Source organism: Rufibacter psychrotolerans (assembly GCF_016924645.1).
Taxonomy (GTDB): Bacteria; Bacteroidota; Bacteroidia; order Cytophagales; family Hymenobacteraceae; genus Nibribacter; species Nibribacter psychrotolerans.
This window is the reverse complement of the sequence record NZ_JAFFJV010000012.1, coordinates 49,908-74,072: the sequence shown is the minus strand read 5'-3', so window position 1 is coordinate 74,072 and position 24,165 is coordinate 49,908. Positions and strand designations below refer to the sequence as shown.

Annotated in this window: 24 protein-coding genes; 6 read left to right on the top strand and 18 right to left on the bottom strand. The window is 55.9% G+C overall.

The window, feature by feature from the left end; all coding sequences use genetic code 11:
• The first annotated feature begins 15 nt into the window (after positions 1-15).
• Entirely contained in the window at positions 16-438 is a 423-nt protein-coding gene (locus tag JT718_RS12990; RefSeq protein WP_205503135.1) for a hypothetical protein, read from the top strand.
• A gap of 104 nt (positions 439-542) precedes the next feature.
• Here JT718_RS12990 and JT718_RS12985 read toward each other — a convergent pair whose 3' ends face one another.
• On the bottom strand, positions 543-1,055 hold the full coding sequence (locus tag JT718_RS12985; RefSeq protein ID WP_240337078.1) for a DUF4920 domain-containing protein: 513 nt from the start codon (positions 1,053-1,055) through the stop codon (positions 543-545).
• A gap of 67 nt (positions 1,056-1,122) precedes the next feature.
• Entirely contained in the window at positions 1,123-1,866 is a 744-nt protein-coding gene (locus JT718_RS12980; RefSeq protein WP_205503134.1) for a TapB family protein, read from the bottom strand.
• A 154-nt stretch (positions 1,867-2,020) separates the two neighbouring features.
• Between JT718_RS12980 and JT718_RS12975 the strand changes: the two genes are divergently transcribed.
• From JT718_RS12975 to JT718_RS12965, 3 genes are all read left to right on the top strand, one after another.
• Positions 2,021-2,245 carry a hypothetical protein gene (locus JT718_RS12975; RefSeq protein WP_205503133.1) on the top strand — a complete coding sequence of 75 codons (225 nt, stop codon included), beginning with the start codon at positions 2,021-2,023 and terminating at the stop codon, positions 2,243-2,245.
• A gap of 2 nt (positions 2,246-2,247) precedes the next feature.
• Positions 2,248-2,598 (top strand): hypothetical protein, encoded by a 351-nt coding sequence (locus tag JT718_RS12970; RefSeq protein ID WP_205503132.1) that lies wholly within the window; start codon positions 2,248-2,250, stop codon positions 2,596-2,598.
• 197 nt (positions 2,599-2,795) lie between these two features.
• Positions 2,796-3,428 carry a cytochrome c oxidase subunit 3 gene (locus JT718_RS12965; protein WP_205503131.1) on the top strand — a complete coding sequence of 211 codons (633 nt, stop codon included), beginning with the start codon at positions 2,796-2,798 and terminating at the stop codon, positions 3,426-3,428.
• A 301-nt stretch (positions 3,429-3,729) separates the two neighbouring features.
• Here the strand turns inward: JT718_RS12965 and JT718_RS12960 are convergent, their stop codons facing one another.
• The 4 genes from JT718_RS12960 to JT718_RS12945 form a co-directional block, all read right to left on the bottom strand.
• Positions 3,730-4,617 carry a DUF3822 family protein gene (locus JT718_RS12960; protein ID WP_205503130.1) on the bottom strand — a complete coding sequence of 296 codons (888 nt, stop codon included), beginning with the start codon at positions 4,615-4,617 and terminating at the stop codon, positions 3,730-3,732.
• Positions 4,618-4,879: 262 nt separating this feature from the next.
• Positions 4,880-6,016, bottom strand: a complete 1,137-nt coding sequence (locus JT718_RS12955; RefSeq protein WP_205503129.1) for an FAD-dependent monooxygenase — start codon at positions 6,014-6,016, stop codon at positions 4,880-4,882.
• 841 nt (positions 6,017-6,857) lie between these two features.
• Positions 6,858-7,205, bottom strand: a complete 348-nt coding sequence (locus JT718_RS12950) for an MmcQ/YjbR family DNA-binding protein (protein ID WP_205503128.1) — start codon at positions 7,203-7,205, stop codon at positions 6,858-6,860.
• A gap of 73 nt (positions 7,206-7,278) precedes the next feature.
• The gene (locus JT718_RS12945) at positions 7,279-8,100 is read right to left on the bottom strand and encodes an ion transporter (protein ID WP_205503127.1); all 822 of its coding nucleotides are present in this window, start codon (positions 8,098-8,100) and stop codon (positions 7,279-7,281) included.
• 254 nt (positions 8,101-8,354) lie between these two features.
• On the opposite strand from JT718_RS12945, the gene JT718_RS12940 reads away from it, so the two are divergent.
• The gene (locus JT718_RS12940) at positions 8,355-10,199 is read left to right on the top strand and encodes a glycoside hydrolase family 10-like protein (protein ID WP_205503126.1); all 1,845 of its coding nucleotides are present in this window, start codon (positions 8,355-8,357) and stop codon (positions 10,197-10,199) included.
• 1,167 nt (positions 10,200-11,366) lie between these two features.
• A complete protein-coding gene (locus JT718_RS12935) occupies positions 11,367-12,515 on the top strand; it encodes a hypothetical protein (RefSeq protein WP_205503125.1) in 1,149 nt (382 codons plus the stop codon).
• Positions 12,516-13,213: 698 nt separating this feature from the next.
• On the opposite strand, the gene JT718_RS12930 is transcribed toward JT718_RS12935, so the two are convergent.
• The 12 genes from JT718_RS12930 to JT718_RS12875 all read right to left on the bottom strand — a co-directional run bounded on the left by JT718_RS12930 (position 13,214) and on the right by JT718_RS12875 (position 24,123).
• Positions 13,214-14,938, bottom strand: a complete 1,725-nt coding sequence (locus JT718_RS12930; RefSeq protein WP_205503124.1) for a serine hydrolase domain-containing protein — start codon at positions 14,936-14,938, stop codon at positions 13,214-13,216.
• 398 nt (positions 14,939-15,336) lie between these two features.
• The gene (locus tag JT718_RS12925; protein WP_240337077.1) at positions 15,337-16,089 is read right to left on the bottom strand and encodes a DoxX family protein; all 753 of its coding nucleotides are present in this window, start codon (positions 16,087-16,089) and stop codon (positions 15,337-15,339) included.
• 8 nt (positions 16,090-16,097) lie between these two features.
• Complete coding sequence (locus tag JT718_RS12920; protein ID WP_205503123.1) at positions 16,098-16,385, bottom strand: hypothetical protein; 288 nt, start codon at positions 16,383-16,385, stop codon at positions 16,098-16,100.
• A 66-nt stretch (positions 16,386-16,451) separates the two neighbouring features.
• Positions 16,452-17,696 (bottom strand): DUF4153 domain-containing protein, encoded by a 1,245-nt coding sequence (locus tag JT718_RS12915; RefSeq protein WP_205503122.1) that lies wholly within the window; start codon positions 17,694-17,696, stop codon positions 16,452-16,454.
• 39 nt (positions 17,697-17,735) lie between these two features.
• Positions 17,736-18,068, bottom strand: coding sequence for a potassium transporter KefB (locus JT718_RS12910; protein ID WP_205503121.1), 333 nt, complete (start codon positions 18,066-18,068; stop codon positions 17,736-17,738).
• Between the two features lie 78 nt (positions 18,069-18,146).
• Complete coding sequence (locus JT718_RS12905) at positions 18,147-18,455, bottom strand: winged helix-turn-helix domain-containing protein (RefSeq protein ID WP_317195509.1); 309 nt, start codon at positions 18,453-18,455, stop codon at positions 18,147-18,149.
• Positions 18,456-18,462: 7 nt separating this feature from the next.
• Positions 18,463-19,086: a hypothetical protein gene (locus JT718_RS12900; protein WP_205503119.1), complete on the bottom strand. Its 624-nt coding sequence runs from the start codon at positions 19,084-19,086 to the stop codon at positions 18,463-18,465.
• A 506-nt stretch (positions 19,087-19,592) separates the two neighbouring features.
• Positions 19,593-20,219, bottom strand: a complete 627-nt coding sequence (locus JT718_RS12895; RefSeq protein ID WP_205503118.1) for a class I SAM-dependent methyltransferase — start codon at positions 20,217-20,219, stop codon at positions 19,593-19,595.
• 203 nt (positions 20,220-20,422) lie between these two features.
• The gene (locus JT718_RS12890) at positions 20,423-21,085 is read right to left on the bottom strand and encodes an FISUMP domain-containing protein (RefSeq protein WP_205503117.1); all 663 of its coding nucleotides are present in this window, start codon (positions 21,083-21,085) and stop codon (positions 20,423-20,425) included.
• A 469-nt stretch (positions 21,086-21,554) separates the two neighbouring features.
• Complete coding sequence (locus JT718_RS12885; RefSeq protein WP_205503116.1) at positions 21,555-22,004, bottom strand: nuclear transport factor 2 family protein; 450 nt, start codon at positions 22,002-22,004, stop codon at positions 21,555-21,557.
• Positions 22,005-22,492: 488 nt separating this feature from the next.
• Complete coding sequence (locus JT718_RS12880; RefSeq protein ID WP_205503115.1) at positions 22,493-23,506, bottom strand: zinc-binding alcohol dehydrogenase family protein; 1,014 nt, start codon at positions 23,504-23,506, stop codon at positions 22,493-22,495.
• Positions 23,507-23,625: 119 nt separating this feature from the next.
• Complete coding sequence (locus JT718_RS12875) at positions 23,626-24,123, bottom strand: SRPBCC family protein (RefSeq protein WP_205503114.1); 498 nt, start codon at positions 24,121-24,123, stop codon at positions 23,626-23,628.
• Positions 24,124-24,165 lie beyond the last annotated feature (42 nt).

The window sequence follows — 24,165 nt, the reverse complement described above, 5'->3', positions numbered from 1 at the left end:
TAGCGAGCACACAGAATGGATTTATTGGAGAAGAAGGAGCTTAGGAAAGCGAACGGAGATGTATTTTTTGAGGCACACCTGGTGCCAAGCGGCCCTTACCTCTACGTGAACTGGGTGGGGATTCAGACCCTGGAAACGGTGGTCATGGGGGGAAACTACATCCTGTCCATCCTGCGCCAAACTCCCTGCCAAGGCTTACTCAACAGCAACCGCGAGGTGATTGGCCCCTGGGACGCGGCCGTGCAGTACCTGGCGCACAAATGGGCGCCGGCGGCCCAGGCCCTGGGCCTAAGGTGGATGGCCCATGTGCTTTCCCCGGGCATCTACGGGCAAAGGTCCTTCCAGCAGTTCAAGCAGCAACTGGGCAGCACGTTTACCCTGAAATCCTTTGAGGACCAGGAAATTGCCGAAGAATGGCTGCTGCTGCGCTTAACGTAACGCTTGCGCATCGCCCCTAACTGTTTTAGGGCAGATTTTCATAAAAAAGGCCCAAAACCCGCTTGTACAAACAGCGGGTTTTGGGCCTTATCCATTGGGGGGAGTTAGTTCTTACGGGCTTGCTCCTTGACCTGCACCCCAGACGCAATAAAGGTGATGGAGGGCTTGGGTTGGGTGATGGCCGCAATCTCTTCCTTAGATTTGCCGGCATCCTCGGCAAAGTGGCGCTGGTCCTCCACCGACACTGTATCGCGGAAGGCTACCCCTTCAAAGACTACCTCCTTGCCGGCCAGGTCTTTGGGCATGAAGAAGGCGTAGTTCTTGAACGAGACACGCATGGGGTCCTGGCCTTCCACGGCCACGTTCATCCAGCAGCCCTTAGATTGGCATACCTCCAGCACCTGGGTAGCCACCTTGGCTTGCGCCGAATCCTGGTGGGTGAGCAGGGCCGGCAGGACAGAAGCGGCAATGGCCCCCTGGGCCGAGAACTTCTCGCCGTAGGCGGTGACCTTTTCTGGCTGGGCGGCCGAGGCTGTTTCTTTGGGTTCGGTGCTTTTGGTGCAACTTCCCAGTACCAAAAGCCCTATCATGGCGGCTACGGGTAAAAGCTTCTTCATGACCAAACAAGGTAGATTTTAGGATTAAATCTACACATCTGCGGCTAAGAACCAAACAACCAGCCCGTTATTTCTGCAGCGCCTGGGCGGGGTTCTTTTTGGTAATCAGTTCCAGGCCCTTGGCCTTCTTGCCCCGCTTGGTGGTGAACTGGCATTTGATGAGGCCGTGCTCCAGCGAGAAATACTCTTCCACGTTGAACAGGTCGCGCAGGGGCATGCCCATGGCGTCTAGCTCCACCACGTACTGGTAGGTGATCTTGAAACAGTCAAACGCACCGGCCGGGGTGCTGATGGTCTCACGGCCCTCCACCTTGCGGTTGGTGGCCACCATGGTGATGTTGGTGATGTCAATGTTAGACGAGCGCACCCGCACGCCCAGTTTGCCGTCGGGGAGCCGTTGGCCCACCTGCATCTGCAGCGGGTAGGGGATGTGGACCGGAGTGTAATCAAAATCCTTTCCGTCAAAGGCCTTGAGGGCTTGCTCGCGCAGGAGCAGCATGGCGTCCAGGTACACGGTATCGCCGGAGCACCTGATCTTGTATTCCTCCGCGGTTTCGGGGCGGTTGCCTTTTCCCAGCCGGGCGCTTTTGAAAGTGGTGACGTACACGCCGTCCTCGTCGGCCATCTGCTGCACCACCTTGTTGCTGAGCGTTCCGTTGGGGCGCCCTTTGTCGGTGACCTGGTACACAAACTCGGTGTTTTTGGCCAAACCCAGGGGTTGGATGCAGTTCTGGGCTGCTACCCGGGTCGGCAGCAACTGGACTACCGCACACCAGAGCATGGCTACGGCAAAAGTGTAGGTGTTTTTCATAGAAAAAAGTACCGCCTGAAGGGGCAGTAAACTGGTTGTTTATACGTATTGGCCAAATATTAGATATATTGGACTATTTAAACCTGAAAGGTTAATGCAACGGGGCTGCCTGCCCCGCGTACCATCTTTGTGCTCTTTATCAATTTACTACCCTATGGAAAACACTACCCAACCAGAGAACACCACCCAACCCGTGCAGAAGCTGTCTGACCTGGCGGCGGTGCTGTTAGAGAAACTCAAAGCGGCCCAGACCGACATTACCCTGGATTTTCAGGACGTATCAGTGCAGGGGCCGGGGCCGCAGGGGCAGCCGGGCCAGTGGCGCCTCAACGGCAAGCTGACCTTGAAGACCAAATCTACGGGCACTAACCAGGCTTAACCATGGGCACTTTTCCGTTTGACCTGTCAGCGCAGCTGGTGCTCACCGTCCTGGAAGACCACGTGGTGGTAGTGGCCGAAAACAACTTTGTAATTGTAAACTTCAAAGATCACGCCGCCCTGGAGCGGGTGCTGTACAATGTACTTCCCCCTTCCTCGGGCAAAGGCGGAGGCAGCCTGGGCGAAAGCCTGGGAAAAGCCCGGGAGCTGAACCAGGCGCTGGGGAAAGCCGGCCTGGTGGTAGATGTGCGCGTAAACAACAAGACCTACGTGGAGTTTGGAACGGGCAACATGCCCAAAATCACCGCCAATGCCGTGTTTGGCAAGGTGGGCTCCTGGTTTAAAAGAAGCTAGCGCCGGGTAGGGGCCAGGCCCTTACGGAGAGTCTTTACAATATAGAAAAGGGGCAAAGCAACGTTCTTGTAAAAAACTGCATCAATTTGGGCAAAACAAGTAAACATTCTCTTGAGTAACAGTGTACTACATATGAAGTAGTACTTTATAAAGCCAATGGTAGGCTCAGCTAGTAGGGAAGATGAACCAGTAAAATCATGAAATCTGAGAACCAAAATAAAATAGGCGCTGGCAAGATGTCCAGCTTTGAGAAGATTGAAAAGGTCCCCCCACTCAAGATGCTCCTGTACATCAGCATGGCAGGCATGGGCATGTTGTTTCTGGTGTTAACAGTCTTGTTTCTGGTGAAAACCAGCAATGCTGCTCCCGCTACCCCGTTTGCGTTGCCTAAGTTGTTCTCGGTGAGTACCGTGCTTATCCTGGTCAGTGGCTTCTTCATCCACCAGGTGCCTTCGTATTACGCCCAGGATGACCTGCTTACCATGAAAAAGCGCTTGCTCTGGGGATTAGTGCTGGGGACGGCCTTTTCGGTGGCGCAGGTGGTGGCCTGGTACGAGATGATGTCGGCGAACATTTTGTTTGACGGGCACCCGGCCGGTACCTTCCTGTACCTGCTCTCGGCGCTGCACCTGCTGCACGTGGCCGGTGGACTGGCCTTCTGCTCCTTCCTGTTCGTGCGGGTAAACCGGGCCGCCGCCGACCCCATCCGTACGCTGGTCTTCAACCGCGACCCGTACCGCCTCATGCAGCTCCAGATGCTGCGCAGTTACTGGCACTTTCTGGATGCCCTCTGGATTGGCCTTTTCTTTACCTTCCTGTTCGCTCTGTGAGAAGGAGTGATTGAGTGATTGTGTGAATGATAGAAGGAGTGAATGAGTGATTGGATGAGGAAGCACAAGGTGAGTTTCCTGGCTTCTTTTCTGGAATAAGCGGAAAAATGAAAAAGAGGGCTGAAACGGGTATCCGGTTCAGCCCTCTTTTGGGTTAATTGGTGTTCTTCTGTGCGTTTGCGCTACCTGTAAAAGGCTAGGAGACTAAGCTCTAAAGAGAATAACCAAACTATCCTCCAATACTCACCCATTCACCCATTCACTCATTCACTCATTCACTCCTTCAAAGAATCACCCCACGTCAGTCGCAGAAGTGCAGGCTGTAGAGGTCAAAGTTGCGGTGGTTGAAGAGGGTTTCAAAGCGGTAGCTGAAGCCTACGCCGGTGGGTTTCTTCCCGAACTGTACGTGCCGGATGTACCGGCGCAGGATCTCGTGCAGCTCTGAGTCCAGCAGGAGCTCGCCCCACACCAGCACCTTGTCCTGCTCGGGGTTCATCTTCTTTTCCTGCAAGACAAACAAAACGTAGTAGATAAAGTCCTCGGCAGAGGCGAAGTAGAAGGAATTGCAGAACTCCAGCCGCAGGCCCTGCAAAACCACCAGCGTAATGTAGTTCTTGTCCACGTAGATGTAGAGCTGGGGGCGGGCGCTGCGCTCGGCCATGTGCAGGAAGCCTTCCATCAGGGCCGAGGTCTGGTGCACAAACTCCACCGGGCTGGCGTTAAACTGGGGGGCGAGCCAGGCCTGCAGCGCGGCCGGTACCGTGAACACGTTCATCAGCTCCAGGCGCGGGTGCTCATGGTGGTGCACCAACTCCCGCCCGGGCTCCACCACGGCGTTCAGTTTCAGGTACTCGGCGCGGGCGTTAAAGTCAAACAGCGTTTCGGGGATCAGGGTGAACTGCTGGTTTTTGATGCCTACCCGCACCTGCTGCCACTGCCGGGGCTGGAGCAGGGCATTGGAGCCGCTCAGGTCCTGCAGGGCCGCAATGGCGTGCTCCACGGTGGCGGGCCGTTCGGCCTCGTAGTCTTCCAGGGCCACAAACTTGTTGCGTTGCGCATCCAGCACACCTATTCTAATCCGATGCGCCCCAAAACTGATGTAAAGGTGGGCACTGGTACTCTGATCAGGGGTAAAGGCGTCATCCAGGACGCGCTGCGTCTGTCTGAAAGCCGGCACGGACGTATTCAAGGGTAGGAAGTCTAATGAAAATCTCTGCAATATTACTGAAATTCTACCTACTCCCCATGCCGCCCCGGCACTTAGCGCCCCAACTGTGGCAGATGGTTCAGGGCTTTTCCCCGAAAAACAGCCCTAAAACCCGTCTGTCTTTCGCAAGGCCAGGCCCTTGGCGCGCTGCTTAACCCCCGTTCCTCATTAAAAGCAAACTAAGGCAGCCCTGTTTTTGGGTAGTTTTGACCAAAATACCCCTAAAACCGGCAGGAGCTATGGCTTAGAAATCTACCCGGTAGACTTTCTCCAGTTGCTTGTCATTGACCCAGGTGGGCAGGTGGCGCAGGGCGAAGTTGCGGACGCCAATGTACCAGGAGTTCTGCGACTGGGCCACGCCCCCCAAGAGCCTGGACTGACGGGTAATCCAGTGCGTGCGGGGTTTGCGGCGGCGCTCAAACCGTTGCGCGGCCAGATTGAAGTCCAGGTCTTTCCGGAGTTCATCGGCGAAGACCACGGCATCTTCCACGGCCTGGCAGGCACCCTGGCCCATGTTGGGGGTGGTGGCGTGGCCGGCATCGCCCAGCAGCAGCAGGTTAGGAAACGCAAAGTGCTCCAGCGGGGCAATGTCGTAGAGGTCGTGCCACAGCAGCTGCTCTGGCCGGGTATGTTTGAACAGCTCGGGAATGGGGTGGTGGTAGCGGGCAAAATGGCGCTGCAGATCTTCTACCCGCATGGCCCGCATGGCCGGGTTGTTCTGGACCGAGTTGATGCAGGCGAACCAGTAGATTTTGTTGTCTTTGAGCGGGGTCCAGCCCACCCGACCGGCCTTGCCCCAGGTTTCGGAGGCATACAAGCTGTCCAGGCCGGGGTTGTCAATGATGGCCCGCCAGCAGGTGTACCCGGCGTAACGGGGCACCGACGCGGGCACCAGCTGTTTCCGGATGGCCGAGTGAATGCCGTCGGCCACCAGAAGGTGGTCAAACAGGGCGGTGGTGCCGTCCTGGAACTGGACCGAAATGCCGGTTTTGTGGTTGGTTACGCCCACGGCGCGTTTGTTGGCGTGCAGGCTGGCTGCGGGTAACTGGCGCAGGAGCACCTGGTGCAGGCTCGCCCGGTGGATCACGAAATTGTCCAGGCCGTATTTGGCGCTAATGGCCCGGCTGTCGGTGCGGTTAATGAGCTTGCCGTCCTGGTCAATGATGTGGAAGCCGTCCAGGCAGTTACCCTCGGCAATGACTTCCTCGGCAATGCCCAGGCGCTGAAATCCTTTGATGGCGTTGGCCGCCAGGGCCAGACCGGCGCCCACCGGTTCAAACGTGGGGGCGGCATCGTACACCTGGGCGGTGATGCCCAGCCGTTGCAGCGCAATGGCCGTGCTTAACCCGGCAATGCCGCCGCCTATGATTCCTATGTTCATGTGTTGCTTGGCTTGACTCTCGTAAACATAACAGATGAACCCCAGGAAATTGTAAGTGTGGGGCAGAATTTATGCACCAACCGGGTGAGCGCGGAACAAGAAGCCCGGAAGCAGTTTTTCCGGGTGATGGTGCCCAATCAGCCAAGCCAAACGGGAACGGGAAAGAGGAGCAAGCTGGATGTCCTTCAGCAAGAAAAACAGGAGGCACCTGAAAAGCCAGGCGTGCGGCCTTGGGCCGAAGAAAGGAAGTTGATATTGGGAAGAGCCGGCGGAAAGGGCTGCCAGGATAGGAGGTAGCAGCAGTTGGGCCGGAACCAGGGGCCCGGACTTAATCAAAGAGCAGTTTTGCGCCGCCCAGAAAGATGAAAATCCAGATCAAGCCCTTGATCAGAAAGAACAGGAAACCTGCCATGCCCATTCGTTTTAAAGCTTTTTTCCAGTCAGCCATTCTCTTAAGTAAAGTAAATCCGAAAACTAAGGGCGCGTACGCCACCACGAAGAAACACTATTTTGGGTGATTTTAAAAATAGCCCAGCGTTGCCCTTGTAACGCCCCAGGCAAACCCTTAGTATGAACATGGGACTGCCGATGGCATCGGTGGTCTGTTTTCGGGGTGTTTTCCCAAAAACGGTTCCTAAACCGTAGCCAGGGCCCCAGAATAAGCCAGCGTGATGCCGGTTAAGAATTAAGTCTCCTGCTCTGTGACCTTTTTGGGGCGGCTTGTAGAAGGGAGAAGCAATCCCATCACCATTGGCAGTTCTGGCAAGCTGTGCCCTGGAAATCGCTGCCCGCCCAGCACTTGGTACGTGCGGGGCTGAGATTAGAAAATAGGCTAGGGGAGTTAGAGCAGACCGGCGGCTTTCAGGTCTTTTTTGGGGAGCTTTCCCTTGATCAGCTCGTACGACTGCCGAATTAATTGCTCCAGCCTGTCCTGCGGCAACGCCTGCGCCTCTTCCACCAAGACCCATTTGTACCTGGCCAGATAGGGGGCGGGCACAATGCCAGGCTTGGCGAGCAGCTCCTCAAACTCGGGGTCTGTTACTTTCAGCGAGAAGGTAAACGGCGGCTCCAGGCTGGCCACGCAGAACATTTTTCCGCCTACAGAAAAACACAGGTCGTGCTCCCATTTAATGTCTTCCGTCACTGCCGGAAAAGAAAGGCACAAAGACCGCAAGGCTTCTAGATTCATTGAGGAAGGTTTGTACAGCAGCCAAAGATAGACCGGTTTTGGGGCACTTTTCCAGAAAACAGGCCAAAAAAGATTAAGAGGCCTCGGGAAGCTTGCTGCCGCAGTTGCTGCAGAAGTTGTCGGTTTTCCGCACCTCGGCCAGGCAGTTGCTGCAGGTAAGGGCCGCGGCCGGCTCAGCCGGAGCTTTGATCCGGGAGAGTTCTACCGTGACAATGCCGGTGGGCACGGCAATGATGGCGTAGCCCATGAGCATCACCAGCGAAGAGATCATCTGCCCCAGGGGCGTGCGCGGGGTAATATCGCCGTAGCCCACGGTGGTAATGGTGACAATGGCCCAGTAGATGCTCTGCGGAATGCTGGTAAACCCGTTTTCCTCGCCCTCCACCACGTAAATGACCGTGCCAATGATGAGCACCAAACTAAAGACGGCCAGCACAAACACCGTGATTTTCTGAAAGCTCGCCTTAAGGGCCGCGGTGATGATCTGGGCGTTTTCCACGTAGCTGGTCAGTTTGAGGATGCGGAACACGCGCAGCAGCCGCAGGATGCGGATGGTCATCAGGAACCGGAACCCCGGGATAAAGAACGCCACGTAAGTGGGAATCACCGACAGGAAGTCAATGATGCCGTAGAAGCTGAACGCGTAGCGCAACGGCCGGGGATGGCTGTACATCCGCAGGAAGTATTCCAGGGTAAACGCAAGCGTGAAAAACCACTCGGCCACTATGAAATAAACCTGGTAGGCCTGGCGAATGGCCGGGACGCTCTCCAGGCAGACCGTGAGCGTGGAAAGCAGAATAGTCCAAAGCAACACCACGTCAAAGCTTCTCCCGGCCGGCGTGTCAGTGCCGTGGATGACGGTGTACAGGATTCTTCTATAGCGGTTGGTAAGCATAGGTCAGGTTGCTTCTAAGTACTCAAATGTAGGCAGAAAGTTAAGGTATTCCGGTGCGGCAGGAGGCAAAGGCACCGCCGCAGGACAAGCGGGAGGGGCAGGGCTGAGGCTGGCAAGCGCCTACCGGGCTTGAAAGACCCTGGGCAACGTGCCTATGAATTTACCAACAAGCGCCTAATTTTAAAGCCCTTCTGCTTACCTTTGTGGCTTGTTCCCCCGCCCACCGGTCCTTTTTTACGTCATCTGCTCACATCATGCGCAAGCACCTGTTTCTCCAATTTGCTGTGTTCTTTCTTTTCATGTGTTCGGCCCTGGCGCAGGAGCTGCCCAACCGCGAGTTCAGGGGCGTGTGGGTGGCCACAGTAGCCAACCTGGACTGGCCCATCAGGGGGGCTGCGCCCGAACACCAGAAGGCCGCCCTGCGCGACATGCTGGACAAGATCAAGGCGGCCAACCTGAACGTAGTGTTCTTCCAGGTACGGACCGAGTGCGACGCCTTCTACAGATCAAGCTATGAGCCCTGGTCGCGATTCCTGACCGGGACCCAGGGCAAAGACCCGGGGTATGACCCGCTGGCATTTGCCATTGCCGAGGCCCACGCCCGGGGCCTGGAGCTGCACGCCTGGTTCAATCCGTTCCGGGTGGGCACGGTGGCCAATCCGGCGGTGTATCATGCCCAGCATGTTTCCAAGGCCCGGCCCGAGTGGCTCCTGAGTTTCCCCAACGGCAAGAAAATCCTGGACCCGGGCCTGCCCCAGGTGCGCAGCTATATTGCGGCCATTGTCAGGGAAGTGGCTCAAAACTACGACATTGACGGGGTGCACTTTGACGATTACTTTTACCCGTACCCAGAGGGCCCTTTCTTGGGCATTGCCAACGAAGACGCCCAGACCTTCAAGGCGCACGGGGCCGGTTTCCAAAACATCAAAGACTGGCGCCGCCACAACGTGAACGAGACCATGCGCCTGGTGCACGAGCAGATCAAAGCCGTCAAACCCCAGGTGCGCTTCGGCATTAGCCCCTTCGGGATCTGGAAAAACGGCGAGCCGGCGGGTGTAACGGGCATGGATGCCTACCATGCCATCTACGCCGATGCCCTCCATTGGCTGGACCACCAGGTGGTGGACTACCTCACGCCGCAACTCTACTGGGCCATCGGGGGCCGGCAGGATTACCGCAAGCTTTTGTACTGGTGGTCAGACAAGGCGCACGCGGCGGGGCGGCACCTGTACGCGGGCCACACCGTGAACCAACCCGGCTTTTCCCCCGATGAGGTGCCCCACCAGATAGAGATTACCCGCTCTAACCGCGAGAAGAACTCCCTGGGCAGCGTGATCTTCCGGGCCGCCAATATCACCGGCAACACCAACCTGATTACCACTTCGTTCCAGGCGGCCACGTTCCGGTTTCCGGCGGCCCCACCTGCCATGCGCTGGCTGGGTGGCCAGGCTCCCGCAGCCCCCACCGACTTATCCGTGACCCTGAACGAAGCGTCTAACGCCTACGAGGTCAAGTGGCGCCGGAACCCTGCCAACACGCACGGCTTCAAGCGCTATCTGCTCTACACCACTACCACCATGCCCGCCATTGGCGCACTAATCCCTGAGGGGGCGGTGCGCGCCTTCACGTCGGCCGAAACCGTGACCATCCCCGTGGCTGAGGTGCCGTCGCCCACTTCTTTCTGGGCCGTTTCTGAGCTAAGTCCCGCCAACGTGGAGAGTGACCTGAGCAACGTGGTGGTGCTGGGCAGCGCCTTTCCCATGCTGGCGCAGCAAGATACCCCCCCAGTCTTAACCGCCGACCAACTGCTGGGGCAACCTGCCGCCCTGGAAGTTCCCACCACCCTGGCTGCCACTGCCTCCCCCGCGCTGACAGATGCCACCAAGGTGTACGTAGACATCACCCTCCGCAAGAAGTCGGGCGTCAAAGCCGAGCTCTACACCATGGACCGCAAAACCAAGACCCGGGTGCTGAAGGAGAAGTACACAGCCGGCCATCACACCCTGACCATTACGCGGGGCAAGCTGGCGCCGGGTTCGTACATGCTGGTGCTGGAGTACGGCGAGAAGCGTCTGGTGCAGAAAGTGGTGTTCAATTAGGATACTTGCTTTGTCTGTGGTCTGGTTGGTCTTTTGCTGGCGTGGTGCTGCTTGTCTATTGATTTATGGGGTGGGTTGTTGCATAGGTTGCTTGGTGCGCTCACGGCCGCGGGGCCCCGTCTTTGCCCCTCGCTCTGCCCTTGCGGCCCATCTCTGCAGCCTATTCTTAGCTTAAGCTTTTCAAGGGCCACAAGCGAGGCGCTCGAGCCAAAGACTGAGATCGGGATCTTCCAACTTTGGACTTGCATAGCAGCGTTTTAGCAGCAGAAGCGCTTCAGAACGTAAGCCCTCACAGGTTTTCAAAACCTGTGAGGGCTCTCCGAATTGCCACGCTGCTACTACCTAAGGCCTTGTCTCTCAATGGCGCGGATTTACTTGCGTGCCTAACCTGCTCCTATAGAAAGTAGAAAGGCACGGAAGGAACTTCTGCGCCATAGTAAAAGGCTTCGTAGGGGCGCTTTTCTATTGGAGCATGTTAGACCCTGAGGTAGAATTGTCTTCCATTTTCAGTCCATTCAGAATAAAAAATACACATAGTTCAAGTCTGTGACTTGGATCCATTATGAGGGCAGTTTGCAACTGCCGTAAACATGCACTGTACAAACCTCTGCCGCGTGCCTTCACAGTCCTAGAGTTCAAGAAGGTTCAGCCAAGAAACCCCCATTCTCGCACCCAGATCAACCTAACTCCATCCATTCCGTTGTTCCCTCGCTCGCCTCTGGCGAGTGTGCGCTATCGGGTAGCCTCTGGCTGCCGGGCAGGAGCTGGGCTTAAAGATTATCCCAAGAAAATCAGTCTATCACACGCTGGAGCCTTCCCTAGGCCTCTACGCCAAACCCCAAATAACCTTTTGGCTACTCACGCCCTTAACTAGTGCGCAGGCCAGTAAAAAGGGCAAACCTTCCTTAGCTATTTATTGCTCTATTTCAGGAAAACAGGCCTGAAACAGAAGCGCATGTCCGGAATCCAGATATTCATTTTCAGGAAAACAATAGGGGAAGATTGAAGAATGCTGGTCTTCCCTTAGACTATTTCAATGGGCTTCCGGCGGCTCTCCCGTATAGGCGAAACTCCGCACCAAGTGGCAGTTTATGGGCGAGTGGCGGACGACAGCACCAGGCAGGTAGTTATTGTGTCATTTAGTTGTTGTACTCGTTTACCAAAACAATGAAAGCCTTAACCCCCATTTTTAGAGTAGCGTACACGTTCGCTTTTTTCGTGTTCCTTTTTGGCTGTGAAGAAGATGCTTCGGAGCCAGCCCCGGAGGTTGATCTTGCCCTGGCCCGGTTCGCTGATTTCCAGGTGGCTGAAACCCCTTACGTAGACATTGCCATCACGCACCCGGTGGTACAGAATGGACAGGAGATCTTCCCCGGCCGAATCAACCTGGTGGTGCCCAGGGTAAGCGCGAGGCTCAGGCTTACCCCGAAGGCCACGAACGCCAACCTTGAAAAATTCACCGTTTCGCCCCGCCTGGGCGAGGTACAGGATTTTGCGGGCCAGCCGGTAGTGTATACCCTCACGTCAGAGCTAGACCCCCGCAAAAAGGTGCGGTATGAGGTCACCATTACCGAGGCGGAGAACCCGGCTTATTCGCAGATCGCTACCTTTACCTTTGAGCAAGCCAAGAACCCGGGCTTGCCTGCCAATGTGGAGGCCGCCAGGATTGTGCACCCTTCCCCCGAAAAAGGACCGGGTAGTATCTACGTGTTTGTCCCGGTGGGCACCCCTTTCACCAACCTGACGGCCACCATAGGGCACGGGGGAGACCAGCTGTTTTACTCCCAGGACCCCAGCAGTCCGGTGGTGAACAGCACGTCCAGGTACCCCGAGGCCGGCATGAGCATTGATTATGCCTACCCCAGGCAATTCTTCGTTTTCGTGAAAAACGGCTCAGAAACGGGGACATCCACTGGGTACTACAGGGTGATTGTGGACGTCCGGAACCCGTTCAAAGTGGAGCAGCCCGACATCACCACCGCGCACGTGACCAAGGGAGCCATCAGAACCCTCAGTGGTGTCGCGCAGATCACCAACCAGGGCAACCAGGCACTGAGCCTGGCCGGGATAAGCCATACCAACTACGTACCGGCCAACCTCACTGCCCTGCGGGCCTTCGGCGGAACGCAGGTGGGTGGGTTATTGCCGGGCGAAAGCATGGCCGTGAACCTGACGGTGGATGCCAGTACCTATCCCCCCGGAACCTACCAAACCACGGCCAGCTTCTCGCCCAAATACAAAGATGATGTTAACCCTGAAGCAGGCACCTTGCTGGAAAAGGCAAACATCCGGTTTACCACTACCATTCTGGATTAGCAGCTACGCCGTGCTCAACCCCTTGGCCGGAGTGCGGGCAATTAACACGTCCCTGCCTGATGAAGCGCATTAGTCAGGGACGCGTTTTTTTATAGCGGGCAGAACCAGAATGTGCTTTCAAGCCAATAGTTCGTTATTCAGAAAGTAAGGATACGTATTGCTGTAAGCAAGGAGCGGCGCTACAAAACAACTACGCCCATTTCGACCATTACGCCCTCGCTCGCCTCTGGCGAGTGTGCGCTATGCTTCGGCCTCTGGCCGAGTTGAGGAGGCATTTTAAGTTGAGGAAGCGTTTTTAGCTGGTTTTTGGGAAAAAGAGGGGTAAAACGGAAGCATAAGATATTAGTAGGCTAAACATCCTGCTGTGCATGGTGGCCAGAGGCCACCTGATAGCGCACACTCGCCAGAGGCGAACGAGGGGTTTGATTTTGGCAACTTCTTGGATGAGAAGAATCAGAAGCAGTAGGTGTACTTCCAATTACTCAGGTGTACTTCCAATTACTCAATGTTTTTCAATCATTGGCTCCCAGTGATTAGCAACGCTTAGCGGCAAAAGACACTTACTACTTGAAATCCTTATCCTCTTGAGCCTCCTTAACAATAGGAGAAAAGCTGGCCGCCCCACCACTGTTTAGGACCTGTTTTTCTGAAAACAGGTCCTAAACAGTGGTGGGGCGGTACATTGCCTTTAGCCGGAATTAGCGGCGGCTGATGGGGTCGTTCAGGCGGGTGAACCGGAGGTGGCGGACCACCGGGTTGCTGTAGTCAAGGGCTACCACTTTGCCGGCTTTGTCGCGCACGAAGCGCACGGTGACGCCGGCCAGTTGGTAGGTGTCGCGGTTTATGGGGGTGAAGGTGAAGCCGGGGCCCGGCGCGTCGTTGGCGCGGCCTTTCAGCCCTTCTTTGCTGGTTGATAGGTCAAAGAAGGCGCCCAGTTCATCGCTCACGTAGCGGCCCTGCAGGGCTTGCAGGTCAGAGGCGGTGGGGGTGTAGGGTTGCACGCGGCGGTAGAGGGTGGTCTGGCCCTCCATGGACTTCAGCTCCAATTGGTCCGGGGTCTGGTATTTCAGCTCAAATTCATCCTGCGACCGGTACTGCACGAAGGCGCCCGAACGGCGGTACCGGTTTTTGCCCAGGGGAAGCAGCACGGGGCCACCGGCCACCCGGAACCGGTCGCGGTCCACTGCCAGGCGCAGCAACTCCCCAGTTTTCTCGTTGAGGAACAGGCCCGCGTGGCTTTTGGCCTCCTGCAGGGCCTCGCCGGTGAGGGCAGGGGGCGTGCCGGCCACCGCTTTCTGGGACTCGGGGTAGGTGACAAACAAATCGGCTACGCGCTCCGCGATGGCTGTGGCGGGCATGGCGTTAGAATTACACAGCACGGCAATGGAAATCTGCTGCTCGGGGAAACGGCCCAGCCAGGTGTGGTAGCCAGCCGCGCCGCCGGAGTGCCACACTTCTTTCACCCCGCGGTGCGTCTCCAGGAACAGGCCCCGGGCGTAGCCCAGGGTACGGCCGTTGTTCAGCTTGGCCGGTTCCTGCAGCTTGGCACTCACAAAAGCGCTGAGCTTCCCGTTGGTGAAGGCATCGTTCCAGCGCACCAGGTCGCCGGCGGTGCTCAGGATGGCCCCGCCCCCGCGGTCGTTGCCCCAGTACATGTCCTGCTTCCAGCCGTCTTTCTGCTTTTCGTAGGCCAGGGCGCGGTGCTTCACCACGTCGGTCATCTCCACCACGTAGGAAGTAGAGGCCATCCCGAGCGGCTCAAAGAGGCGCTTCCGCGCGAACTCGGCAAAGGGCTGGCCGCTGGTGCGGGCCACAATCTCGGTGAGGAGCACGTAGCCGCTGTTGGAGTAGGACCATTCTTCGCCGGGCTTGAAGTTGAGGCCGCGCTGGCGCAGGATGAGGGTGAGGGCATCGGGCTTGCCGTTGGCCAGCGGCAGCAGCCCGGTCCAGTCCCGCAGGCCGCTGGTGTGGGTGAGCAGGTGGTCCAGGGTGATCTTCTGGCCGTAGTCGGGCAGTTCGGGCAGGTAGCTGCGGATGTCCTGGCTAAGCGAGAGCCGGTTTTCTTCTACCAGCAGCAGGGTGGCCGCGGCAATGAACTGCTTCCGCACCGACCCGATGTCAAAGATGGAGTTGGGCGTGAGCAGCACCTCGCGCTCCAGGTCGGCAGCGCCGTAGGCCCGGTCAAAGACCACTTTTCCGTTCTGCGAGACCGCACACGCACAGCCGGGCTTTTCCTTGCTGGCCCAGCTGAAGATCTTCTCCAGCTCGGCGGTTTTGTCCTGCGCCTGGGTGGGCAGACCCAGCGCGAAGCAGGCGATCAGGAGGGCTAGCAAACGAGGGAAGGAGCGGGTGCCCTTCACTGCCCGAAGCGATTGCCGCGCCAGCAGCAGGGCGGCGGAAAGAATGGTTAGGGGTAGTTTCATTTTCATTACGTTTTTAAAGGTTAGGGTTTTGGAATTATCGTTTAGAAAGAACTTTGAATTGCAAAGTGAAGACGTAAAAAAAGAGAATAACCTAGCAGGCCCTCTCCAGGAGGGTGAGCGTACGCCCCAGGGCCACCGTTTTCCTGCTGTTTTTTCAAAAAGGCCATAAATCTGCTGAGTGCTTTTGAGTTTCCTTTTGCCAATGAGTAGAAGCGACCTGGCCGGTACAAGCCTCCACGGGTGCCACTGTTTAGGGCTTACTTTTCAGAAAACAGCCAAGAATCGTACGCTCCTGGAAGAATCCCGAAGTCGGTTGTCTCCAGGGAAAGTAAAGCATGCTTTGCACAGTTTCCAGCTCTGGAGTAGCCCCGGCGCCAGCATACCCGGGCACGGCGGTTCTACTTTGCTTTTTCATACGCATCCAGGCATTTATTAAGGGGCTGGCCTTCCTGGTGGATGCAGTCGCAGAACGTGAGGCACGCCGCCGGATTGCTGGTGTCCTTGCACTGTGCTCGGCAGTCTTTGCGGGTGTTGCGGGGCATCAGCTCAAATCCGGTGGTTAGAAACCCTACCACCAGCGCTAGGGTGGTCACCACGCCGGCAAAGAACTTCACGGGAAACTGGCTGTTCAGCTCCTTCCATCCGGGAAATCTCTGTGGGCCAGCGCTCTGCCGGAAGGGGAGAATGCCTTTCCAGGCCGGGTAATACCAGCACAGCAGGTACAGGTTGGCCAGCACCATGAGGGGAGAGGTGATGAGCGACCCCTCAAAGCGCACGGACAGGGATAGGACGCAGATGTTCAGGATGATGGGGAAGTACAGGACAGCCCCCAGGACCGCCGTGCGGGGAATCAGCAGCAACACCGCTGCCGTGACCTGCATCACCCCAATCATGGTGTAGTAATAGCCCGTGTGGTACACCGCCTCCAGGTAATTGCCCATGGGGTGGTTCACCGACAAGGCCGTGAAGCGCTCGCCCAGGATCTTCACCAGGCCCGAGGGAAAAAAGCCGAGGGCCAGCCCCGCGCGGCAGAAAACGGCAAAGAGGTACAGCCACTTGTTGCTTCGGGCTTGCAGGTGGAGTTGGTCTAACTTGGCAGAAAGGGACATGGCAGGGTTGTCTGGTTTCACCGGGGTTGCGGGCGGGTACATAGAGGCGGCTACGCGTTAAGGAACCAATCGTCCAGCAGGTCGCCCAGATCACTTACCCCCAGGGTGAACATGAGAATGGGCACGAACAGGATGAGTTTCAGGGCCAGCGGAATGGAGAAGCCCAACCGGCTCTGAAAAAGCACATTGACCGGCGGAGCGTAAAGGAACGCCAGCAGCAGGTAAACCGCGCCGGGTACCGGGTGCACGAACACCAGGTTGAGCACACCCAGCACGAAAAGGATTGTAGCCAGTACCCAACTGAGGAGGCTGCCCATGGAAAGCGTCTTGTTCATCATGGCTTATAATGGTTTTAGGTGAAAGATGATGTTGTTTTGGTCTCCGGCCGCGCCGGAGGGAGCATTTTAGCGGAACCCGAACAGCAGGGGGAACAGGAACACCACCACTATGGTCCAGACAAAGTACACCGGCAGGTACAGGGCAATGGCTCTGCCCACCTCGGTAAGGGCGGCTTTGCGGGTAAGGGTCTTGAGCAGCATGACGGTGACCAGCAGCAGGTGCACCAGGATGAGGACGTTGCCGCCCAGCACCGCCACCCGGTTAGGGGTGATGCCCCACTCAGAGATGCGGAAGGAGATCGCCGACAGCGCGATGCCGTTGACCACCACCGTGACTATAGACAACAGCAGCAGCACCCACACGGCCGAACCAGATTTTTCCTTAGCGGAGCTCTCGGCTACGGAGAAGAAGATAAGGGCCATGACCCCAATCAGGAGCACGTTGAAGAGCAGCAGGAAATCGCGGTCGTTGTAGGGGTCTTTGCCCGAGAAAACTATGGCCCCCAGGTAAATGACCAGCATCACCAACACCAGCGGACTGAAGATACGGGCAATGACCGGCGATACTTTGTTGACCAGCTGCGGATTGGTTTGGGTGAGGAACGCCGCCACCAACGGCACCGCGGGCAGCCCGAACACCACCACGTACTCAAAGTAAAACTTCTCAATCTTGAACCCAATGAGCGCGAACAGCCCAATGGTGATGCCCGTCATGATGCCCCCCGCAATGACCAGCATGGCCGACATCACGGCCAGGTCGCCGTTGAAGCGCAGGAAACTGAGCCGTTTCCTGTAGTCCTGGAGCTCATCGCCGGCATACGCAACCCCCAGCACCACCCACAGCAGCAAGGGCAGATGGAGGCAGGCCAGGACCAGGGTGTCGCTGGCAGGGTTGTGGGGCAGGAGGTTGATGTACACCAGGCACACCAGGAAAACCGCCCCCAGAAAAGCCAGCTTGCCGGGGCTTACCTGGTTTTTCCAGGCGAAGTACGCGGCCAGGAAGGGGAACACCAGAAAACCGATGTTCCGGGGGTAGAAGAATTCCTCGTCCAGGGGGAAGAAGGTGGGCAGTTTGGCGCACAGCCCGGCCAGCAGAGCCGCGATGGCCACAAACCAGAACTCCCGCCGGGTGCCCCAGGAAATATCATCAGACTCGTAGGTGAGGCGCTCGTGCCAGTAATCGGCCAGGAGGTTGCCCTTTAGCTCGGGGTACAGGCCGCTGAACTCCCGCTTGAAGGGGGCCGCGTTGCCCCGGTACAGCTTCTCAAGCTGACGGGGGTTTTGTAGGTTAGAAAGGATCTGGTCCCGCATGGTGCTAACAGGTTTCATTGCCGGAGAGAAACAAAGCGCTTAATTCCACATGGTGCCGGCCAGGCCTAGCACAATACCCAGCCACAGGCCAACAAAGTACACGACCATGCTGAGCAGGATGGCCAGGGTGCGGTTAAAGCCCCGGGCACTCTGGTAGTCCATGAAAGCGTAAAAGGCACCGCCCAAGGCTCCGGCCAGGGGAGTAATGAGGAGCGGCCTGATCATCCAGTATTCTCCCCACTCGGGGCGGGGCGAATCTACGCCGGTGACAAAGAACAGGATCGCCAGCAGGGCAATGCCCGCCCCAGTCAGGATGGGCTTCAGGGGGGATACTGGCGGATGCGGTTGGGTGGTTAAGGGGTTTGTGGTCATGGTGTTAAAGATTAAATGGTGGATAGATGTATTTACGTTTAAAGTACTTTGAGTTTCAAAGTTAAGCTGCAAAAAAAATTATTCTTTTTGCCGATTGTTCAAAATAAGTTGCTCCAGGGCATCTAAGTGGCTTTTGAAGGCCTGGCGGCCCGACTCGGTGGCCTGGTAGGTGGTCTGGGGCTTGCGGCCCACAAACTGCTTTTCCACCTGCAGGTAGTCGGCCTCCTCCAGCGCCCGCAGGTGACTGGCCAGGTTGCCATCGGTGAGCTGCAGGTTTTCCTTTAAAGTATTAAAGTCAACTTTGTCTTCTACCATCAGCACCGACATAATGCCTAGCCGCGCCCTGCTTTCAAAGGCCTTGTTTATATTTTCAAGATAGTTTTTCACCGGTCTGCTAGCGCTCGTATTTAAAGTATACCAACGCCCCATATACTACGTGCAGCATGCCAAACCCCACGGTCCAGAGCATGAGACCGTAGCCCACAAAAATGCTGGCCAGCAGCCCCAGCGCAATCTCAAACAGGCCCAGGTACCTGATGTCGCTGAGGGTGTACTTGCTGGCGTTAAGCAGGGCCAGCCCGTAAAACACCAGCATGGCAGGCGCCACCAGGTAGAAAAGGCCGTGGTAAAGCAGGATGGCGCAGAAAGCCCCGCCGGTTCCCAGGGGAATGGCCAGGTTGATGAGCAAGCGCCTGGACTGGTTGTCCCAGACGCGCTGGTTCTTTTTGCGGGCGTTGCGCACCGTAAAGTACGTGGCGGCGCAGAACCCCAGCACCAGCACGCCGGCCGCTACCCCTAGCAGGAAAAGAATGTCCTGCCGGGTAAGGTCGCGGTCCAGTTCCTGGTAGTAGTTGATGTTGCGTTGGCTAAAGTACCATTTCACCAGCGCAGCCCCGGCCAGCGCCGTTAAGCCCGGGAATACCCCAGACAATCCGCTTAGCGAGATGAAGCGGGAAGAACGATCCATGATGTTGCGGATCTCGTGCAGGGCTTCTAATTGGTCTTGCGGTTGGTTCATAGTAAAGTACTTTGCGTTTCAAAGTTACAAAAGGTTTCAGAATAAACAAGCGCTGCCCGCATTATTCCTCCTTTCTTTTTTGGGGTCAAGGCGTTCGTGCTTCGCCGTTGTACTGGCAGGCTTTATGAACTAGTTAGCCTGAAGGAAGCCCGGCGGACCCTAGGCTGTGTCTTAATGATGCTCCCGGAGTTTTTCATCCGGTTTCCTTTGGCTGATCTCTGCCGCCATTGCCTATTGTAGGCCGGCGTTTTGGGGCTACTTTCCCAAAAGCAGCCCCAAAACGGTACTGCCCCGCCATTTTTCAGACACAGCCTAGTAGGAGCTAGGAGCTTTATTGGGTGAAGGTAGGAGCCATAAACAGGAGAGAGGCTGCTTGTTTTGGAATGGCCTTAAAAACCTCAATCAGCGCGCATAGCCCTTCTGCGGCAAGAAGAAGCGGACCTGGTGGTGCCAGGAATATCCCTTGTCCAATTAACAAGAAACCTGTAGGCGGGAGTAAGAAGGCTTCAGGCTTTTTGCAGCAGGAGCGTGAGGATTCTGGGGAGGGAAGTTCGGTCCTCCGCGTCAAAATACTCCTTTACCTCCTTGATCTGAAGCCCAGTCTGGTGGACCGCCTGCGCGAAATCGGAGAAGTGGTGGGTGAAACAGGTTACTTCCTGCAGGCCTGCCTGGGTCTCAAAGCGAGCTTTGGTGCCGGCATACTGCTTAAAGGGGTGCAGTTCGCCCACGTACACGTAGCCGCGGGGCGCCAGGGCGGCGGCTGCTTGCCTAAAAATGCTGGTCAGGTCCTGGATGTGCTCCAGCACCAGGCTGAAGGTGATCAGGTCAACCGGGTGCTGCACAAAGCTCCAGGGTTGCGTGATGTCGGCCTGGTGGAAGCGCACCCGGTCTGAGGTGACTTTTGCTTTGGCCCGCAGGAGCATTTCCTCTGAAAGGTCAACGGCGGTTACCTGGCGGGCCCTGGTGAGCAGCCATTGGGTGTTCTTGCCGGTGCCGCAGCCTACCTCCAGACAATGGTTTACTTCCAGATCGGCTATTGTTTCGCGCAGCGATACGGCCTCCAGGTCGCGGGTTCTATTCTTGTTGGTGTCGTATTGCTGGGCCCAGAGGTTGTACGCTTCTCTTACTTCCATGGGGGGTCTTGGTTAACGGGCCACTCCCGTGGCGGTTATGATGTACAAAACGAGATAAAAGTACTATGCCCCTGGCAGGAGCGCAAGAGCGCCGAGGGCAGCATCACCGGCAGCTCGGCGCTCTACAAACAGGTTCCGCGGGGCCTTGTAACCGGGTATTCCTGAGAGAAGCCTACCGGAGTTGACTCGCCCATCCCGTTTGCTTACCGTTGGTTTTTTAGGCAGCGAACGCTGAACCCCGAGCTTTTACCGGGCGTGAAGATGCTGATCCTTTCCCCGTTGTAAAACAGGGTGGCGCTCCAGGCTAACCAGTCCCGGTACTCGGTAGAACTCCAGAAGTGGCCCAAAAAGCCTTTGCTGATAAAGTTGTGGTAGTTGGCCACCGGCTCAGAAGATCCTCCCGGCAGCCCCGTGAACCCGCTGCTGTTACTGGCTCTGGTATTGGGCTCTTCCCAGTGGGTGGTGCCTTCTTCCTTGAGGTACCGGCCTACAAATTCTTCCTTGTCAAGCAGGTCTCCGCCCAGGTGGTTCACCAGCACATCCCACTCTTGCTTGCTGGGCAGGTGCCAGTCGGGCGGACAGACCTTGCAGGCGGTTTCCCAGTTGTACAAGCGGCCATACACCGCGGCGTTGGCCGAATCATTATCGTACACCAAGCTGCCCGGGGCCTCGTAGTTGAGGTTTTCGGCCATCCAGACCTGTGCGCCTATCTGAACGGTCTTGTAGGTTTTGCCGTCCCGGGCATCGGTAAAGTGGCCGTGCAGGCTTTCGGCCTCGTCTTTGTCGCACCCAAACAGGGCCGCCACTACCATCACCTTTAAATACAACGCTCCTTTTCTCAGGGGAGACTTCCGGGCCTTTGTCATGTACAGTTTGCTGGTTCCTTGGGCTTAGAATTGGTTCTGGGGTTTGTAGATCGCCCTTGGGCAAGCCTCGGACAGGCTGCGGTCCAGAGGGGACGATAACACAATAATAAGCGTAGTTTTTGTGTTCAGAAAGAGCCTTTCTGTTTCGGGGCCTTTTTCTCCAAAATAGCCCCAAAACAGGAACCGACCGCGCCCACTCAGGCCTGGCCTGTGCCATTTCATGGTGGCCGGGGGCTTGCCGGATGAGGCAACAGCGCCCTGGGCTTATGGAGGTAGCGCTGGGTGTCCCTTGTGCCAGTAAAGAACCCTGAAGGGTTGTGCAGGGTGGCTACCTTGCCTGGTTCCAGCGGCTTTGGCTCCCTGCGGGCTGGGGGGCAGGGAAGGGACGGGTGGGGTACGCGGTCTGGTGGGCGCGCATGGCTTTGCCTACCCAGCAGGAGCGGCTGGGCAACCAGGCCCACGCGGAGCGTCAGTTTTCACATTGGTTGTTGGCGTGCCGAACGGTTAGTTTCCAGGTATCTGCTTTCTTCATCCAGATATTGGTGTATCTCCTGGTTAGGGTCTTGCCCGCATTGGGGGCGCCGGGGGCCGGAACCACTTCTTCGGTGCCCATCACTACCACGGTTTGGTCAAAGAACAGGAATTTCTGAGGGGTTCGCTTAAAGGAAGTATACCGGATCACGCCGGCATTGATGAGCTGCAGCAGTTCCTGTTTCTCATTGACAATGCGGTTGGTGGGGTGATGGACCGTGATGTTGTCGTCCATGAGGGCATCTAAGGCGGGAGCATCGCCTTTGAAGATAGCGGCGGCATGCGCCAGATCCAGCTTTTCAATTTCCTGCCTCAATTGCGGGTTTTCCTGCGCCGAAGAGGTGGTCAGGTGCAGCACCGCCACCGCCGCGAGCAACATTTTCTTCATACTTCATCAAGGTTAAAACTACGTGAAGAAACGTGATAAATGATACATGCCCAGGAGGATAAAGCTGGCCGCTCATGCGAAGAGGTACGCGGTTGGGCCAGCCCAGAGAGGAGCGAAGAGCCACTTATTGGCTGGTTGAATTGAATACCCGCCGTTCTATTTTACGGTAGTTTTCAAGAAAAAAGGCTGAAAACGGAAGTTTACAGCACCACCCGCTTTTGGATTGCGAGCATCTTCTGCCACTTGCCGTGTTCAGCCTCTTCTTTAAAAACTTGTTCCGCTTTGTAAGTAAGTAGAAAGACAAATTAAAGTATACATTTTGTCATCCTGAAAGGATCTTGGTGACGAACTAGATAGGCTCTTATAAACCGCTACTGCCGTTCGCCACCAAGATCCTTTCAGGATGACAGAGAGGAGAGGAATGTATCGTTATTTCTGCCCAGTAGGTAGTTGCGCCAGCCTGAAGGATTATGATGCGATTTTGTCTTTTAGAACTTCAGGACCACTTTCCCAATGGCTTTGCCACTTTCTAGTAAACGGTGCGCTTCTTTCAGGTTTTCGGTGGTCAAGCCTTCCATCGTGGTATGAAGGGTTGGTTGTAAGGTACCCTCATCCAGCAGTTGCGCAATTTTGTTTATAATGTGGTGCTGCGCTACCATGTCTTCTGTTTGGTACATAGAACGGGTAAACATCAGCTCCCAATAAAAGCTGACACTCTTTCTTTTTAGCTGCTGCAATCTTACAGGTTCTGTAGGGTCGCTGATGGAGCCTACCTTTCCCAACGGTTTGATGAGTTCTACTATGGCCTCCCAATATTGATTCAGGTCTACAAAGTCTACAATAAAGTCTACCTGTTCAAAGCCGATATTTTTTACCTCAGGCACAAGGTTGCTGTGGTTGACGACGTGATCTGCACCCATTTTTTGGCACCAATCAATGGTAACGTCTCTTGATGCGGTGGCAATAACGGTTAACCCCAACAACTTTTTAGCCAGTTGGATGGCCACGGAGCCAACACCTCCTGCACCGCCAATAATAAGTAGGGTTTTGCCTGCATCTTTCTCTTTACTCAATCCAAAATGGTCAAAGAACAGTTCATAGGCAGTAAGGGAAGTAAGCGGCATGGCGGCAGCTTGTTCCATGCTGATGTTCTTCGGGGCGAACCCTACAATGCGTTCATCCACTAACTGGTATTCTTGGTTAGAGCCTTCTCTGGTTAGGTCTCCGGCATAAAATACCCTGTCGCCTTTCTGAAAGAGGGTCACCTCCTTGCCGGTAGCCTCTACCGTACCTATCGCATCCCAACCAATGACCTTAGGCGAATCCTGTTGCTTGTCTTTGAGGCTGTTTCTTCTTATTTTATAATCTACCGGGTTGACCGATATGGCTTCCACCTTTACCAGAATGTCTTTTCCTTGCGCAGTTGGTATTTCTTTTTCAAACTGGAGAAAGCTATCTGCTTCCTCAATGGGTAATGATGTTTTAAATCCAATTGCTTTCATAGTGTGTGTTACTTTGGTTTTAGATAGTAGTTCTAAAGCCTGTTACCGTTAAATTCCTGTGGGTGTTGTCAGGAATTCTTCTTTCCCCTATAGCTTTCAGTTTCAATTCTTCGGGAAGCTTATAGAACCACCCGCTTTTCAATAGCGAGAACCTCCTGCCATTTGCCGCTTTCCGCCACTTCTTTGATCACCCGGTTCCGCTCCAGAAGCAGGTGCGTCATGTACTGCTTTAAAAACAGGATATCTGCCAACTTGCCCAGTATACCCAAAGGCGAGGTAAACTGGAACACATCTGTCATGCGGGTAGCCTCTCCGGCTATGGCCTCAAACCTGTGCTCATGCCGGAAGCTTTTGAAAGCGCCGGTGAGCATTTCATCTGCAAAGAAGTAAGGCCGTTCAAATGCCGTTATGTGGCTGCTCAACTTTTGCCGAACGCACAGGTGTTTAGCTTCCCACGTGACGGAATCTCCTAACTCCATCAAGCCTGCTACTACTCCTTTGATGGCTTTCTCTTCAGTTTGTGCCGTAGAAACCTGATGCAAATCAACGCTTCTGGACAAGTCAAAACAGACAGCAGGTGGTGCTTGGATGGTAGTACTGAGATTGATTATGGGCATTATACTAGATTAAAGAGACCTATATATAAGGCTAATATTTTT

Excerpts from the sequence above, each read along its gene's own strand:
- JT718_RS12990 (WP_205503135.1), top strand. The coding sequence starts at position 16 with ATGGATTTATTGGAGAAGAAGGAGCTTAGGAAAGCGAACGGAGATGTA.
- JT718_RS12985 (WP_240337078.1), bottom strand. The coding sequence starts at position 1,055 with ATGAAGAAGCTTTTACCCGTAGCCGCCATGATAGGGCTTTTGGTACTG.
- JT718_RS12980 (WP_205503134.1), bottom strand. The coding sequence starts at position 1,866 with ATGAAAAACACCTACACTTTTGCCGTAGCCATGCTCTGGTGTGCGGTA.
- JT718_RS12975 (WP_205503133.1), top strand. The coding sequence starts at position 2,021 with ATGGAAAACACTACCCAACCAGAGAACACCACCCAACCCGTGCAGAAG.
- JT718_RS12970 (WP_205503132.1), top strand. The coding sequence starts at position 2,248 with ATGGGCACTTTTCCGTTTGACCTGTCAGCGCAGCTGGTGCTCACCGTC.
- JT718_RS12965 (WP_205503131.1), top strand. The coding sequence starts at position 2,796 with ATGAAATCTGAGAACCAAAATAAAATAGGCGCTGGCAAGATGTCCAGC.
- JT718_RS12955 (WP_205503129.1), bottom strand. The coding sequence starts at position 6,016 with ATGAACATAGGAATCATAGGCGGCGGCATTGCCGGGTTAAGCACGGCC.
- JT718_RS12950 (WP_205503128.1), bottom strand. The coding sequence starts at position 7,205 with ATGAATCTAGAAGCCTTGCGGTCTTTGTGCCTTTCTTTTCCGGCAGTG.
- JT718_RS12945 (WP_205503127.1), bottom strand. The coding sequence starts at position 8,100 with ATGCTTACCAACCGCTATAGAAGAATCCTGTACACCGTCATCCACGGC.
- JT718_RS12940 (WP_205503126.1), top strand. The coding sequence starts at position 8,355 with ATGCGCAAGCACCTGTTTCTCCAATTTGCTGTGTTCTTTCTTTTCATG.
- JT718_RS12935 (WP_205503125.1), top strand. The coding sequence starts at position 11,367 with ATGAAAGCCTTAACCCCCATTTTTAGAGTAGCGTACACGTTCGCTTTT.
- JT718_RS12930 (WP_205503124.1), bottom strand. The coding sequence starts at position 14,938 with ATGAAACTACCCCTAACCATTCTTTCCGCCGCCCTGCTGCTGGCGCGG.
- JT718_RS12925 (WP_240337077.1), bottom strand. The coding sequence starts at position 16,089 with ATGTACCCGCCCGCAACCCCGGTGAAACCAGACAACCCTGCCATGTCC.
- JT718_RS12920 (WP_205503123.1), bottom strand. The coding sequence starts at position 16,385 with ATGATGAACAAGACGCTTTCCATGGGCAGCCTCCTCAGTTGGGTACTG.
- JT718_RS12915 (WP_205503122.1), bottom strand. The coding sequence starts at position 17,696 with ATGCGGGACCAGATCCTTTCTAACCTACAAAACCCCCGTCAGCTTGAG.
- JT718_RS12910 (WP_205503121.1), bottom strand. The coding sequence starts at position 18,068 with ATGACCACAAACCCCTTAACCACCCAACCGCATCCGCCAGTATCCCCC.
- JT718_RS12900 (WP_205503119.1), bottom strand. The coding sequence starts at position 19,086 with ATGAACCAACCGCAAGACCAATTAGAAGCCCTGCACGAGATCCGCAAC.
- JT718_RS12895 (WP_205503118.1), bottom strand. The coding sequence starts at position 20,219 with ATGGAAGTAAGAGAAGCGTACAACCTCTGGGCCCAGCAATACGACACC.
- JT718_RS12890 (WP_205503117.1), bottom strand. The coding sequence starts at position 21,085 with ATGACAAAGGCCCGGAAGTCTCCCCTGAGAAAAGGAGCGTTGTATTTA.
- JT718_RS12885 (WP_205503116.1), bottom strand. The coding sequence starts at position 22,004 with ATGAAGAAAATGTTGCTCGCGGCGGTGGCGGTGCTGCACCTGACCACC.
- JT718_RS12880 (WP_205503115.1), bottom strand. The coding sequence starts at position 23,506 with ATGAAAGCAATTGGATTTAAAACATCATTACCCATTGAGGAAGCAGAT.
- JT718_RS12875 (WP_205503114.1), bottom strand. The coding sequence starts at position 24,123 with ATGCCCATAATCAATCTCAGTACTACCATCCAAGCACCACCTGCTGTC.